Raw genomic sequence first — 15,499 nt, 5'->3', positions numbered from 1 at the left:
TTGCCATTTTTCCAACCCCGGTAGCAGGACGCTACTTTTTTCAACCTCAGGAGATCGTCAACATGAAAACCATCACCCGTAGATTAGCCTTGACCGCCGTGGCCCTGGCGGCCCTGGCCAGTGCGCCGAGTTTTGCGGCAGAGAAAGTGGTGTTGGGTGTGGCCATTCCGGCTGCCACCCACGGCTTCACCGGCGGCATCGTGTTCTGGGCCAACCAGGCCAAGAAGGACCTGGAAAAAGCCCACCCCGACCTGCAGGTCATCGTCAAGACCGCCTCCGGTGCACCGGAGCAGGCCAACCAGTTGCAGGATCTGCAGACCGTCAACAAAATCAATGCCCTGGTGATCTTCCCGTTTGAATCGGCCTCGCTGACCAAACCGGTGGCCCAGGTCAAGGGCAAAGGCGTGTACGTCACCGTGGTCGACCGTGGCCTGACCGACACCAGCGCACAAGACGCCTACATCTCGGGTGACAACACCGCGTTTGGCAAGATCCCGGCCGAATACCTGGCCAAAACCATGGGTGGCAAGGGCAACCTGGTGGCGATGCGCGGCATTGCCACCACGCTGGACAACGAACGCATGGACGCGTTCAACAGTGTGCTCAAGGCCCACCCTGACATGAAACTGCTGGATGCCAAATACGCCAACTGGAACCGCGACGACGCGTTCAAGGTGATGCAGGACTACCTGACCCGCTTCAAACAGATCGACGCGGTTTGGGCGGCGGATGACGACATGGCGGTGGGTGTGCTCAAGGCCATCGACCAGGCCAAACGCACCGACATCAAAATCGTGTTTGGTGGCGCCGGTGCCAAGGGCATGATCAAAACCCTGATGGACGGCAAAGACCCGCGCATCCAGGCCAATGTGTCGTATTCGCCCAAGTTCATCTACGACGCGATCAAACTCACCGCCGAAGCCCGGTTGAAGGGTGAGAAGCTGCCCGCCACCTACATCATCCCCTCGGTGCTGATCACCAAGGACAACGCGGCGCAGTTCTACTTCCCGGATTCGCCGTTCTGAGTTGTAAGTAAAAACGGCTGCTAGCCCTTATAAATAGAGGGCTGGCAGCTATATCCTGTATAGCATAAGGAGGTTTGGTCATGGCTCGCCCTGTCACACTGTTTACCGGCCAGTGGGCCGATTTGCCCCTGCAAGAGCTGGCGCCGCTGGCCAAAAGCATGGGCTACGACGGGCTGGAGCTGGCCTGCTGGGGCGACCATTTCAACGTCCAGCAGGCACTGGCGTCGCCCGGTTACGTGAAAGACAAACGTGCCCTGTTGGCCAGCCACGGCCTGCAGTGTCTGGCCATTGGCAACCATCTGGTGGGGCAGGCGGTGTGTGACCTGATCGACGAGCGCCACCAGGCCATCTTGCCAGCCCATGTCTGGGGCGATGGTGAGCCCGAAGGTGTGCGCCAGCGTGCCGCTGCCGAGTTGCAAGATACCGCACGTGCTGCGGCCCGTTTTGGTGTCAAAACCGTCACCTGCTTCACCGGCTCGTCCATCTGGCACAGCCTGTACGCTTTTCCGCCCACGTCCCAGGCCTTTTGGGACAAAGGTTTTGCCGACTTTGGCCAGCGTTTTGGCCCGATCCTGGAGGTGTTTGACAAAGAAGGGGTGAACTTCGCCCTGGAGGTGCACCCTACCGAAATTGCCTTTGACATCGCATCCAGCGAGCGCGCCTTGGCGGCGGTGCAAGGCCACCGGCGCTTTGGCTTCAACTTCGACCCCAGCCACCTGGCGTACCAGGGGGTGGACTATGTCCGCTTCCTGCGCACCTTCCCGGACCGCATCCACAACGTGCACATGAAGGATGTCTGGTGGGGCAGGGGGGACGGTTCGGTTGGCGTTTTTGGCGGGCACACCTCGTTTGGGGACGCCCGGCGCCACTGGGATTTCCGCAGTGTCGGACGTGGGATGGTGGACTTTGAATCGATCATCGTGGCGCTCAATGACATTGGCTACACCGGCCCCTTGAGTGTGGAGTGGGAAGACAGTCGTATGGACCGGGTGCACGGCGCTACCGAGAGTGCTGCGTTCTGCAAAAGGCTGGACTTCAAACCCGCAGCCGGGGCGTTTGACGCGGTTTTTGCCAAAGACAGATCATGAGCGCAGCTTCAAGAAAACTACGCTACGCCATGGTGGGCGGCGGGCGTGATGCTTTTATTGGCGCGGTGCACCGCAAAGCCGCTGCGCTGGACGGCCAGATTGAACTGGTCGCTGCTGCCTTGTCGAGCAACCCGGACAAGGCCCGTGCCTCGGGCCGCGATCTGTTCCTGGCCGAGGATCGCAACCACGGCTGCTGGCAAGACTTGCTGGCTGATGAACTCAAACGCCCACCCGAGGAGCGCATCGACTTTGTCTCCATCGTCACACCCAATCACCTGCATTACCCGGTGGCCCAGGCTTTTGTAGACGCCGGGTTCAATGTGGTGTGTGACAAACCGTTGGTGCACACCCCTGAGCAAGCACAGGCCTTGGTGAATGCGGTGGCGCGCCAGAACACCGTGTTTGGGGTTACCTACAACTACACCGGTTACCCGATGGTGCGCCAAATGCGCGAGATGGTGCGCAGCGGTGTGATTGGGGCGGTGCGCAAGGTCATCGTGGAGTACCACCAGGGCTGGCTGGCCACCGCCGTGGAAGCCTCCGGCAACAAACAGGCGCTGTGGCGCACCGACCCGGCCCAAAGTGGCCTGGCGGGCGCATTGGGAGACATTGGTTCACATGCTGAGAACCTGCTGGCCAGCGTGACCGGGCTGGAGGTGGAGGCCATTTGCGCCGACCTGGGCACCCTGGGCGTCGGGCGCACGCTGGACGATGACGTCAACCTGCTGTTGCGCCTGCGTGGTGGCGTGCGTGCTGTGCTGGTGGCTTCCCAAATTTGTGTGGGCTGTGAAAACGACTTGCGCCTGCGGGTGTTTGGCAGCACCGGCACTCTGGATTGGCGTCAGGAACAACCCAGCCAGCTGTGGCACCTGCCTTTGGGTGAGTCGGCGCGTCTGCTGACACGTGGCTCGGTCGGGCTGTGCGCTGCTGCTACCCAGGCCACCAGGCTGCCGACCGGGCACCCGGAAGGGTTCATCGAGGCCTTTGCCAATATCTACCTGGGTGTGGCCGAGGATATCCGGGCCAGACTGGACGGCAGCCAGGCCACCACGGCGGACTACCCACGGGTGGAAGACGGCGCGCGTGGTGTGTATTTCATCAACAAGGTGCTTCAGTCATCCCACTCGCAAGACAAATGGACGCTGTGTGACTGAGCAGCGGCTGTCGGGTGCCTCCAAAAAAATAGCACCAAGCCCATAATTTACCTGGGCTTGGTGCCAATTTTGTGGCGATGTGCCGATCAACGTTTGTACAAAGCCCTGAACTGCGCATAACGCGGCATCAGCACCTCTTGCTCAGCGGCGTCAGGGGTGTAGGTGGCTTCGACGGCAGGGGGCAGACACACCGCGTGTGGGTCGGCACCGGTGGCCAGCCAGCCCAGGCGCGCGGCACCCAGCGCACCACCGACGGTGGAGCTGGCGTGGGTGACGATCTCGATGTCCAGCGCCGAGGCCAGTTGTTGTGCCCACATGGCGCTGCGTGATCCGCCGCCCACCAGGGACAAACGTTTCACCGTGCTGCCAGCGGCCTTGAGTGCGGCCAGGCCGTCGTTCAGGCCAAAGGTCACCCCTTCGATCACCGAATAACCCAGGCGGGTGGCGTCGGTCTCAAAGTTCAGGCCATGGAAACTGCCGCGCACATTGGCGTCGTTGTGCGGCGTGCGTTCACCGGCCAGGTACGGCAAGAACAGCGGGGCGGCAGCGCGCTCGGCCAATGTCAGAGAGGCGGCCTGGTTGGCCAAAGCGCCTTCGTTGGCGACACCGAGCAGGTGGGTCACCCATTGCAGCGCGCTGGCAGCAGACAGCATCACACTCATCTGGTGCCACTGGCCGGGTATGGCGTGGCAGAACGCGTGGGTGGCGCTGGCTGCATTGGGCTGGTAAGACGGGGTCACCACAAACAGCACACCGCTGGTGCCCAATGACAAAAAGCCTTGCCCAGCCTGGACGGCACCCATGCCGACCGCGCTGGCGGCGTTGTCGCCTGCACCACCGGCCACCAGCACGTCCTTGGACAGGCCCAGGCTTTGAGCCACTTCGGCGGTCAGGGTGCCACTGGCCTGGCTTCCTTCCACCAGACGCGGCATGTGGGCCTGGGTAAAGCCGGTCAGGGCCAGCAGTTTGTCGGACCAGGCGCGTTGTTGCACGTCCAGCCACAGGGTGCCGCTGGCGTCGGACATGTCGGTGGCGTAGTCGCCAGTGAGCATCAGGCGCACGTAGTCCTTGGGCAACAGCACTTTGGCAACTTGTTTGAACACCTCGGGTTCGTGGCGGGCCACCCAGCGCAATTTGGGGGCGGTGAAGCCGGGCATGGCTAGGCTACCACCCAGTTGTGCGAGTTCAGGCAACTCGGCCATCATCTGCACACACTCCTCAGAACAGCGGGTGTCATTCCACAAAATGGCGGGGCGCAGAACGCGGTCTTGTGCGTCCAGCAACACCGCGCCGTGCATCTGCCCGGACAGGCCGATGGCGCGCACGGCGGCATATTCAGCGGGATGGGTTTTCCGCAGTTCGCCCAGCGCGGCCTGGGTGGCGCTCCACCAGTCGTGCGGATTTTGCTCACTGTGGCCCGGATGCGGACGCGACACGGTGAGCACGGAGCCCGCAGAGCCGACGACGCGGTGGGATGTGTCAAGCAGCACGGCCTTGACTTCTGATGTGCCGATATCGATACCGAGGAACATGGCATTCTCTCCAGGAGGGTTGGGTTAAAGGGTGTCTTCAGAAACGGGGGCGCCGGGATTGGTGGCGTAACCGGTGGGTGCCTGCATGGGGCGCAGTTGACGGTGCAGCACCAGGGCGGCGGCACCCACGGCCGAGGCCAGCAGCCCGTAACGCGCCGGGCGCACTGGCGGGGCAGGCATGCGGGCACCGGCCGAATAGGCTTTTAAGGTTTCCTGGGCGCGGGTGATCAAGCCCGGGTACTTGGCGCACGAGGGGCCGCCCACAATCAGCACACTGGGGTCAAAGGTGGTCCACAGGTTGGCGAGCACCACGCCCAGGTAGTTTCCGCCACTGCTGGGGTCGGTGAGCTTGTCCAGGGTGCGTGCACCAAAGAAGGTCTCCGCACACCCCCGGCGCCCACAGGAGCACAGGGGGCCGTTGATCTGCAGGATGCCGTGTCCGATTTCACCGGCACCGCCGTACTGGCCGGTGAACAGCCGGTCATTGAGCACAATGCCGGCGCCGACCCCCACATCGCAGGTGACAAAAATCAGCGAATCGCTCGGGGTGCCTTCGACAAACTCGTATTCACTCAGCGCGGCCGTGTCGGCCTCGTTTTGTACGTACACCGGCATCGGTGGCAACTTGACCTGTTTCAGCGCGGCGGTGAAAAGAGGCAGGAAGTCCACATTCCACCAGCCCAGGTTGGACGCAAAGTGCACCTTGCCCGTGGTTTCGTCAAACGCGCCCGGCAGCCCAACACCCAGCCCCGTCAATTGCAAGCCCCATGACAGCAGCAGTTCGTGCGCGCGGGCGACCAGGCAGGCGATTTGTTGGCAGACCTCGACCGGCTCCATACCCTGCCGGGGCTCCTCGGTGGACCACAGGATTTTTCCAGCCAGGCTGACACACGCCACCCGCAACACGTCGACCGCCACTTCGACACCGACCAGGGCACGTGTGCGGCCATCAATTTGCAGCGGGGTGGAGGGGCGACCCGCACCTTTGGCGTTCACGGTGTCGCTCTCGGTGATCCAGGCCTCATCAATCAGCTCACGCACCAGCAGGCTGACGGTTGACTTGGTGAGGCCACTTTCCTGGGCCAGTTGTGCACGCGACAAACCTGGCTGGATGCGCAGCAGTCTGAGCAACACGCTGCGGTTGATGCGTTTGACGAGTTGTTGGTCGCCGGTGGTTTTCATGGCAGGCCGTCCTGGTGTACGTGGCTTGCCCGCTGGTGTGGGTGCCTGCAGGCAACGCTGTGATGCCACACGACGGTCATACCAAGGCACCACAATGGTTGCTGCATCGGGCCGGATTGGGCGCTTGTGATGCGCCACCGATCCTGGGTGGTGGTATGACCAGAGTTTGCAGGGTTGACATGACAGAGTTTGCTGGAAGCTGCGGAGGTGGGCCACCTCCAAAGGGCTTGCGGCTGGAATATGTGATATTAGTTTGATTGACAAACTATTGTCTTCATCTTGATCCCGCTAGGACATCAGGGTTTACCCTGGGGTTGGTGGATGCTTGTTCTGGTCTTCTGAATGTGCGTGTATGGCGCCAGTTCGCACCGGCGAGATTGCAGGAATCTGAGAGGAAAGTGTCAAAACAGCTTAAAAGTAGGGGCATTAAGCGTGTTGCGTTCTTGTTTCTAAAAAATCGCGTACTAGGGTTTACACCTATATTTATCAGTGGTCAAAAAAATAGAATTAATTCGTTGTTCGAACTAAAAGCGGATGACACCTGGGTTTTTGGCAAGTGTGGATGAGTTTTTTTTCGAAGCGAACAATCGCACGACAACCCCGCTTTTTGGAACCCGCGCCTGAACGAGATGCTCATCAGACGGCAGGCACATTGTTTAATTTCTGGAGAACTGACTTGGCAAGCTATTTCAAAGACATCGCGCCGATCCGCTACGAAGGTGTGGACAGCACGAACCCCCTGGCATTTCGTCACTACAACCCAGAGCAGATCGTGCTTGGCAAGTCCATGAAGGAGCAGCTGCGTTTTGCAGTCTGTTACTGGCACAGTTTCTGTTCGACCGGCTCTGACCCGTTTGGCGGCAGCACCTTCGAGCGTCCCTGGTTTGATGGTGGCACTGCGCTGCAACTGGCTGAGAAAAAAGCCGAAGAATCGTTTGATTTCTTCAGCAAGCTGGGCGCACCGTACTACTGCTTCCATGACCGCGATGTGGCACCCGAGGGCGCCACTCCCCAAGAGAGCCGCAGCAACTTCTTGCACATGGTGGACATTCTGGCGAAACACCAGGAGCGCACCGGGCTGAAATTGCTCTGGGGCACCGCCAACCTGTTCAGCCACCGCCGTTTCATGGCGGGTGCCGCATCCAACCCCAATCCAGAGGTGTTTGCCATGTCGGCAGCGCAGGTGCGCGACGCGATGGACGCTACCCTGAAACTGGGTGGCGAAAACTATGTGTTGTGGGGTGGGCGTGAAGGTTACGAGACCTTGCTCAACACCAATATGGCGCATGAGTTTGACCAGATGGCGCGTTTCCTGAACATGGTGGTGGAGTACAAACACAAGATTGGCTTCAAGGGCGCGATCCTGATCGAACCCAAACCCAGAGAGCCGTCCAAGCACCAGTATGACTTTGACACCGCCACCGTCTACGGCCTGCTGGCCCGTGCCGGTCTGGAAAAAGAGGTGCAGGTCAACATCGAAGCCAACCACGCCACCTTGGCGGGTCACAGCTTCGAGCACGAAGTGGCCACCGCTTTGGCGCTGGGCATCTTCGGCAGCCTCGACATGAACCGCGGTGACCCGCAGTTGGGCTGGGACACCGACCAGTTCCCCAACAACGTGCCTGAGCTGACACAAACCCTCTACTACATCTTGCAAGCCGGTGGTTTCAAGACCGGCGGTTGCAACTTCGACGCCAAGGTTCGTCGCCAGTCACTGGATGCGGCGGATCTGTTCCATGGTCACATTGGTGGCATGGATGTCTGTGCCCGGGCCCTGCTGGCTGCTGAAAAAATGATTCAGGACGGACGTCTGGCAGAGGTGGTGGCACAGCGTTACGCGGGCTGGAGCCAGCCGTGGGCGCAGGATGTGCTGGCCGGCAAAACCAGTCTGGATGCGCTGGCTGACAAGGTGCTGCAGGACAACCGTGATGTGTTGCCCGTGTCGGCACGGCAAGAGTATCTGGAAAATCTGGTGAACCGGTTTGTTTGATCTTTGCGGGGCTGCTGGTTGAACATATTGGTGTTTAATCAGCAGCCCGTGTGATGGGTCATCTTGTGAGTGATTTCCGTGTGTGACGGTGTTTTTCCGGAACCACGGGGATGCTCACGGGAGACAGGAACAGACGGTCATTTTGAAGTGTGTTTTTGAATGTGCAAATATTTACCAGGAGATTGATATGAGAAAGAGTGTTTTCACCTTGACATTGATTGCTGCCGCTATGGGTTTGACCGCTTGCGGCAAAAAAGAAGAGGCCCCTGCACCCGCACCGGCGGCCCCTGCAGCGGCTCCTGCGCCCGCTGTCCTGGTAGGTTTGGCCATTCCCGAAACACACGTCGAGCGTTGGGTCGGTGATGCCGAATACATGAAAAAAGACCTTGAAGCCATGGGCTACAAGGTGGATGTGGCTTTTGCTGACGCTGACCAATCCAAACAAAACAAACAGATCGAAGACATGGTCACCAAAGGTGCCAAAGCCATTGTGGTGGGTTCGGTGACCGAAGCTGCCGCCCAGGCCGTGGAATCTGCGAAAAAGGCCGGTGTCCAGGTCATCTCGTATGACCGTCTGATCACCGGTACCGATGCGTATGACTACTACCTGACTTTCGACAATTTCAAGGTTGGTCAATTGCAAGGTCAGGCCATCAAGGACGCTTTGGCACTCGATACCGCCAAGGGCAAAAACATCACCTTGTTTGCCGGTTCACCCACCGACAACAATGCGCGCTTCTTCTTTGACGGTGCCATGGATGTTCTGAAGCCTTTCGTGACCAGTGGTGCCCTGAAGATTTGCGGCCCGGCACCTACCAATTCTGCTGACGCAACCTGGTCCAAGATCACCACCGAAGGCTGGGCGGCCGACAAGGCCAAGGCACGTATGGAAACCCTGTTGTCCGGCGCTTGCAAGTCGGTCAAGCTCGATGCCGTGCTGGCCCCCAACGACACACTGGCACGTTCCATCATTGGCGCGCTGGAGCAAGATGGCAAATACAAGACCTTGCCTGTGATCACCGGTCAAGACGGTGAGTTGTTGTCCGCCAAGTGGATCATGGAAGGCAAACAGACCATGACCGTCTTCAAGGACACCCGTGTGCTGGCCAAGGGTACGGCTGAAGCGGTGGACAGCATCATCAAGGGTGCTGCTGAGCCCACGCTGACGGTGAAAGCCCGTGTTGACACCACCACCTACAACACCGGCAAGAAGGTTGTGAAGTCCTTCCTGCTGGAGCCAGTGGCCGTCAACAAGGACAACCTGACCAAAGAGCTGGTTGACAGTGGTTTCTACACAGCCGACGCTGTGGCCAAAGGGACCAAGTAGTCACCAACTGAAGGGTGGTTAGACGCGACTGCGTCTTGTACAAACAAGGCGCAGTCGCCGGTCCTCTGATGAGGACAGAAACTGCATGTGCGCATGAGGTCGTTGGATACGGACTGCGCATGGTCAAAATGTGCTGTCTCTTCCGACCACCGGTCTGACCACCCAAAAGATAACCATGGACAAGATCTTAGATATCAAGGGCATGCGCAAAACCTTCGGTCCGGTGGTTGCGCTGGACTGTGTGGACATGCAGGTCACACGCGCCAAAATCCACTTCATCGTGGGTGAAAACGGTGCTGGCAAATCGACCATGATGAAGGTCCTCAGCGGCGTCTACCCCTATGGGAGCTACGAGGGCCAGGTACTTTACGAAGGCAAGGAATGCAAGTTCAAGAGCCTCAAGGAAAGTGAAAACGAAGGCATTGTCATCATCCATCAGGAGTTGGCACTGTCACCTTATCTGTCCATTTACGAGAATCTGTTCCTCGGCAATGAGCGCAAAAAAGGCTTGTTGATCGACTGGGAGCAAACCTACATCGACGCCAAGGCGGTGATGGAAAAAGTGGGTGTGCACGAAGACTTGGCAACACCCGTCAACAAACTCTCGGTGGCCAAGCAGCAGTTGCTGGAAATTGGCAAAGCCCTGTCCAAAAACGCCAAGCTGCTCATTTTGGACGAGCCAACCTCCTCTTTGAACGAAGACGACAGCAGCAATTTGCTGAAACTGTTGTTGAGCCTCAAAGAGCAGGGTGTGACGATCATCATGATTTCACACAAGCTCAACGAAGTGATGGCGATTGCCGATGAAATCACCATCATCCGCGACGGCCAGACCGTGGAGCGGGTGGACTTGTTGACCCACAAGGTCGATATCAACTACATCGTCAAATGTATGGTCGGGCGTGAGCTGACCTCGATGTACCCGGCGCGTGTGCCGCAGATTGGTGAGCCGATCCTCAAGCTGACGAATCTGACCGTCAAACACCCGATTTTCAGTGACCGCGTCATCATCAACAACGCCTCGATGGAGGTGCGCCATGGTGAGATCGTCGGGCTAGCAGGTCTGGTGGGATCGGGTCGTACCGAACTGATGTTGACCATCTTCGGGCGCTCCCTGAGCCCCAATGTGGAAGGGGATATCTGGTTCGACGGGCGCTCGGTGGCGTTCAAAAGCGCCAAGGAGGCGATTGCGCACCAGATGATTTATGTCTCGGAAGACCGCAAGGACCTGGGCCTGGTCCTGATTCAGACCATCAAGAACAACAGCACCTATTCCTCGCTGCCCAGGCTGTCCAAGTTCAGCCTGATCGACAAGTACAAGGAAATCGAAGAGAGCGAAAAATACCGGACCGCGCTGCGCATCAAGACGCCCAACATCGACCAGATCGTGGGCAACTTGAGCGGTGGCAACCAGCAAAAAGTGGTGCTGGCCAGGTGTCTGATGGCACAACCCAAGCTGCTGATCATCGACGAGCCCACACGCGGTATTGATGTGGGTGCCAAAAACGAAATCTACAAAATCATGAATGACTTTGTGGCCAAGGGCAACAGCATCATCATGATTTCGTCGGAGTTGCCGGAAGTGCTGGGCATGACCGACCGTGTTTATGTGATGGACAAAGGCCGCATCAAGGGGGAGCTCAAAACCTCAGAGGCCAGTCAGGAAGCCATCATGAAACTGGCGGTGGCTTAAACCCCAAGCAGTGACTCGTCGGACGCCCCATAAAAATCATTCAAACGTAACCCATCATGTTCAAAATCATCAAACAGAACCAGAAACATTTCTCGATGTACATGGTTTTGCTGCTCATCTTCACGGCCTTCGGGTTCATGACAGATTTTGTCAACTTCACCCCGCGCAACATCACCAATCTGGTGATTCAGAACAGCTACATCCTGGTGCTGGCCATCGGCATGGTGCTGGTCATCATCACCGGCAAGATCGATTTGTCGGTCGGGGCCACGGTGGCCTTCACCGGCGCCATGGCGGCCATCGTCTACAACGCCACCAACGGCAGCATGTTGCTGTCGCTGGCCGCATGTATGTTGGCAGGGGCGGCCATTGGTGCTTTTCAAGGGTATTGGGTGGCGTACCTGAAGGTGCCCGCTTTCATCGTGACGCTGGCGGGTATGCTGGGCTTTCGCGGCTTGACCTATGTGCTCACCAGCATCAAGCCGGTGGGGCTGATGGACGACAACTTCAAGAAAGTGGCCAGCGGGTTCATCGAACCGAGTTTCATGGATGGCAAGGTGCTGGCCCTGGTGGTGGGTGTGGTGTTCCTGCTCATCATGGTGGTGATGGACATCCAGAATCGCCGAACCCGCTCGCGTCTGGGTTTTGATGTGCTGCCGATGTCGCTGTTCATCGTCAAAAACCTGTTCATCAGTGTCATCATCTTCTGGCTGTTCTACAAGTTCTCGATGGACCGCGGTATTCCAAACGTGATTGTCATCATCGGTTTGCTGGTGATTGCCTTCACCTTCATGATGAACAACACCGTGTTTGGCCGCAGCATCTACGCGATTGGTGGCAATGCCAAGTCGGCCAAACTCTCGGGCATCAACGCCGAGCGGGTCGAGTTTTATGTGTTTGTCATCATGGGCGTCATGGCCGCCATCTCCGGCCTGATCTTCACCGCCTACATGAACCAGGCCATGCCGCAGGCAGGCAACATGTTTGAGCTGGATGCGATTTCCTCGGTGTTCATCGGCGGTGCCAGTGCCACCGGCGGTGTGGGCACCATCATCGGATCGGTCATTGGTGGCCTGGTGATGGGGGTGATCAACAACGGTATGTCACTCATGAACATGGGTGCGGAATACCAACTGGTGGTCAAGGCCCTGGTCTTGCTGTTGGCCGTCTGGTACGACCTGCAAAACAACAAAAAATCCGCCTGAACCAAACAGCCTCACAATACTGTATTTAAAAACAGTATTGTGAGGTGTTCATGTCTTCTCCTGCCCTGGCGCAGGCGGCAGCCCGGCAGCCTTCAGACGGTGCTTATGCCGAGCTGTATTGCCTGAGCAACTTCAGCTTTCAGCGCGGCGCCTCCCACCCCGAAGAACTGGTTGAACGCGCCCACACGCTGGGTTATGCGGCGCTGGCGATCACCGACGAGTGTTCGGTGGCCGGTGTGGTGCGGGCCCACCTGGAGGCCAGGAAGTGTGGGCTGCGCTTGCTGCCTGGTGCGAGTTTCACCGTGCCTTTGGGTGACGCGTCGCCTGGTGTGTCCTTTACCCTCATCGCCTTGCCGCGTGATCTGTCGGCCTGGGGTGATCTGTGTGAATTCATCACCAACGCGCGGCGCAGTGCGCCCAAGGGCCAGTACCACGTGTGCTGGCCAGATCCGGCGTGGGCCAAGCTGCGTGGCTGTGAAATGATTCTGTGTGTCTCAAATGCTATTTCATTGGAAGCGTCTAGCGCTTTATGTATAAGGGCTAGAGGCCTGTTTGGCACACATTTCTGGCTCGGCGTGACGCAGCTCCTGCAGACCCGGGACGGGGTGTTGTTGCACAAACTCAGTCAGCTTTCCCGGCTCACGCGTGTGCCCCTGGTGGCGGTGGGTGAGGTGCTGATGCATGTGCGTTCACGCAAGCCTTTGCAGGACGTGGTCACCGCAGTGCGCCAGGGCCAGCCGCTGGCCGACTGTGGCTTGACCTTGAGGCCCAATGCGGAGAACCATTTGCGGGCCCGTGAGCGGCTGCTGCAGCTGTACCCGCGTGAGCTGCTGGCCAATACCCTCAGCCTTGCTGCGCGTTGCACGTTCAGGTTGGACGAGCTGCGTTACCACTACCCGCTGGAGGCGGTGTTGCCGGGCCTGAGCCCGGCGCAGACCCTGCGCCAGTTCACTTGGGAAGGTGCCGCCCGGCGTTACCCGGCCGGTGTGCCCCCCGATGTGCAGCAGCAACTGGACCACGAGCTGGCACTGATCAGTGAACTGCATTACGAGATGTATTTCTTGACGGTGCACGACATCGTCGCGTTTGCCCGGTCTCAGGGCATTTTGTGCCAAGGGCGTGGCTCGGCGGCCAACTCGGCCGTGTGTTACTGCCTGGGGGTGACCGAGGTGGATCCGGCACGCAGCAGCCTCTTGTTTGAACGTTTTATCAGCCGGGAGCGCCACGAGCCGCCCGACATTGATGTGGACTTTGAACACAAGCGCCGCGAAGAGGTGATCCAGTACATCTACAGCAAATACGGGCGCGAGCGTGCCGCGCTGACGGCGGTGGTGAGCAGCTACCGGCCGCGCAGTGCGCTGCGCGACGTGGGCCGCGCACTCGGTATTGACGAGGCTCTGATCACCGCGCTGGCGCGGGAGCACCCCGGCATGTACTCCCGCACGGTGTTGTCGGAGCGGCTGCAGGCGGCGCTGGACCGGCTGGGGCCGGGTTTTGTCACGCCGCCAGAGCAGTTGCTGGCGCTGTGGCTGGACCTGAGTGCGCAGATACAGGGTTTTCCGAGGCACCTGAGCCAGCATCCCGGCGGTTTTGTGCTGACCCAGGGCTTACTGACCCGGCTGGTGCCGGTGGAAAGCGCGGCCATGCCGGATCGCTCGGTGGTCCAGTGGGACAAGGACGACCTGGACGCTATGGGGCTGCTGAAAGTGGATGTGCTGGCCCTGGGCATGCTCAGCGCCATCCGCCGTTGCCTTGAACTGGTCAGCACCCGGCGCGGTCAACCGTTTGCCATGCAGGACATCCCGTCGCATGACGATGCCACCTTTGACATGATCTGCCGGGCCGACACCGTGGGGGTGTTCCAGATCGAGAGCCGCGCCCAGATGAGCATGCTGCCACGGCTCAAACCGCGCTGCTTCTACGACCTGGTGGTCGAGGTGGCCATCGTGCGTCCGGGGCCGATCCAGGGCGGCATGGTGCACCCGTACCTGAAGGCGCGGGCGCATCCGGACCAGGTGGTCTACCCGAGCGAGGCACTCAAGGCTGCACTGGTACGCACCTTGGGCATCCCGATTTTTCAGGAGCAGGTGATGCAGATTGCCATGATTGCCGCCGATTTCACACCCGGTGAGGCGGACGATTTGCGCCGCTCCATGGCCGCCTGGAAGCGCAAGGGCGGTGTGCACAAGTTCCATGACCGGCTGGTCAAGCAGATGCTGCACAACGGGTATGACGAAGCTTTTGCGGAAAACATCTTCAAACAGATTGAAGGTTTTGGTGAATACGGTTTTCCGGAGAGCCATGCCGCCAGCTTTGCTTTGCTGGTGTGGGCCAGCTGCTGGCTCAAGCAGCATGAACCCGCCTGTTTTCTGACGGCTTTGCTCAACAGCCAACCTATGGGGTTTTATGGGCCATCTCAGTTGGTGCAGGACGCCCAACGCCACGGGGTGACGGTGTTGCCGGTGGATGTGCTGTTCAGCCAGTGGGACTGTGTGCTGGCGCCTTCTGGCGCCGCAGACTCGGTACCCGGTCCGCGCCAACAGCCTGCGGTGCGTCTGGGGCTGCGTCTGGTGACTGGTCTGAGTCAGCAGGCGGCCACCCGCATCACACAAGCCCGTCACAGCCAGCCAATCACCAGCACCGAAGACCTGGCCTTGCGTGCCGGGCTCGATACAACCGAACTCAGCGCCCTGGCCAGCGCCGATGCTTTGGCCAGTCTGTCAGGCCACCGCCGCCAGCAGGTCTGGGAGAGCAGTGCCTTGCACCGAGCACCAGAGCTCTTGCGTGTGGCCCCGGTCCATGAACGTCCGCTGGTGCTGCCCGCCGCGTCCGAAGGCGAAGAGGTGCGCTTTGACTATGCGGCAGTTGGGCTCACTTTGCGCTCTCACCCCTTATATCTGTTGAGGGAGCAGCTATCAAAATTAAAGCTTTTGACAGCCAGCCAATTGCGTGCCTTGCCCCATGGTCGCCTGGTGCGGACCTGCGGCCTGGTGACCATGCGGCAAAGCCCGGGCACAGCCCATGGGGTCACCTTTGTCACGCTGGAGGACGAAACCGGCACTGTCAACGTGATTGTCTGGAAGGCCTTGAAAGAGCGTCAGCGCAGCGAACTGCTGCATGCCCGCTTGCTGGTGGTGCACGGTACCTGGCAACGCGACGTGGACAGTGGTGGCCAGGTCTGCCATGTGGTGGCTGGCCATCTGCGAGACCTGACTACCATGCTGGGCGAATTGCCCACCAGCAGCCGGGATTTCCATTAAAGCCGGGCATACTCGGCAAATGGGGTGCTTTGTCCGGCATATT

At 59.4% G+C, this 15,499-nt stretch carries 10 protein-coding genes; 8 read left to right on the top strand and 2 right to left on the bottom strand.

Annotated elements, in window-relative coordinates; all coding sequences use genetic code 11:
* Window positions 1-62: 62 nt before the first annotated feature.
* From RF819_RS06495 to RF819_RS06485, 3 genes are all read left to right on the top strand, one after another.
* The gene (locus RF819_RS06495) at window positions 63-1,025 is read left to right on the top strand and encodes a substrate-binding domain-containing protein (RefSeq protein WP_078364226.1); all 963 of its coding nucleotides are present in this window, start codon (window positions 63-65) and stop codon (window positions 1,023-1,025) included.
* A gap of 80 nt (window positions 1,026-1,105) precedes the next feature.
* Window positions 1,106-2,113, top strand: coding sequence for a sugar phosphate isomerase/epimerase family protein (locus RF819_RS06490; RefSeq protein WP_078364225.1), 1,008 nt, complete (start codon window positions 1,106-1,108; stop codon window positions 2,111-2,113).
* Window positions 2,110-3,267 (top strand): Gfo/Idh/MocA family protein, encoded by a 1,158-nt coding sequence (locus RF819_RS06485; protein ID WP_078364224.1) that lies wholly within the window; start codon window positions 2,110-2,112, stop codon window positions 3,265-3,267. The genes RF819_RS06490 and RF819_RS06485 overlap by 4 nt, the downstream gene beginning before the upstream one ends.
* 86 nt (window positions 3,268-3,353) lie before the next feature.
* Here the strand turns inward: RF819_RS06485 and xylB are convergent, their stop codons facing one another.
* Window positions 3,354-4,799: a xylulokinase gene (xylB, locus tag RF819_RS06480; protein WP_078364223.1), complete on the bottom strand. Its 1,446-nt coding sequence runs from the start codon at window positions 4,797-4,799 to the stop codon at window positions 3,354-3,356.
* Window positions 4,800-4,823: 24 nt separating this feature from the next.
* A complete protein-coding gene (locus tag RF819_RS06475; protein ID WP_078364222.1) occupies window positions 4,824-5,981 on the bottom strand; it encodes an ROK family transcriptional regulator in 1,158 nt (385 codons plus the stop codon).
* A 676-nt stretch (window positions 5,982-6,657) separates the two neighbouring features.
* Here RF819_RS06475 and xylA point away from each other — a divergent pair.
* The 5 genes from xylA to RF819_RS06450 all read left to right on the top strand — a co-directional run bounded on the left by xylA (window position 6,658) and on the right by RF819_RS06450 (window position 15,456).
* On the top strand, window positions 6,658-7,971 hold the full coding sequence (gene xylA / locus RF819_RS06470) for a xylose isomerase (protein ID WP_242472714.1): 1,314 nt from the start codon (window positions 6,658-6,660) through the stop codon (window positions 7,969-7,971).
* A gap of 187 nt (window positions 7,972-8,158) precedes the next feature.
* The gene (locus tag RF819_RS06465) at window positions 8,159-9,298 is read left to right on the top strand and encodes a substrate-binding domain-containing protein (protein WP_078364220.1); all 1,140 of its coding nucleotides are present in this window, start codon (window positions 8,159-8,161) and stop codon (window positions 9,296-9,298) included.
* Between the two features lie 175 nt (window positions 9,299-9,473).
* A complete protein-coding gene (locus tag RF819_RS06460; RefSeq protein WP_078364219.1) occupies window positions 9,474-10,991 on the top strand; it encodes a sugar ABC transporter ATP-binding protein in 1,518 nt (505 codons plus the stop codon).
* Between the two features lie 56 nt (window positions 10,992-11,047).
* Complete coding sequence (mmsB, locus tag RF819_RS06455) at window positions 11,048-12,196, top strand: multiple monosaccharide ABC transporter permease (RefSeq protein WP_200224033.1); 1,149 nt, start codon at window positions 11,048-11,050, stop codon at window positions 12,194-12,196.
* A 50-nt stretch (window positions 12,197-12,246) separates the two neighbouring features.
* Window positions 12,247-15,456 (top strand): error-prone DNA polymerase, encoded by a 3,210-nt coding sequence (locus tag RF819_RS06450; protein ID WP_078364218.1) that lies wholly within the window; start codon window positions 12,247-12,249, stop codon window positions 15,454-15,456.
* The last annotated feature ends 43 nt before the right edge of the window (window positions 15,457-15,499 follow it).

It is taken from the genome of Rhodoferax fermentans (genome assembly GCF_002017865.1).
GTDB classification, from domain to species: domain Bacteria; phylum Pseudomonadota; class Gammaproteobacteria; order Burkholderiales; family Burkholderiaceae_C; genus Rhodoferax; species Rhodoferax fermentans.
The sequence above is the reverse complement of the archived record's forward strand: the minus strand, read 5'-3'. Positions and strand labels throughout refer to the sequence as shown.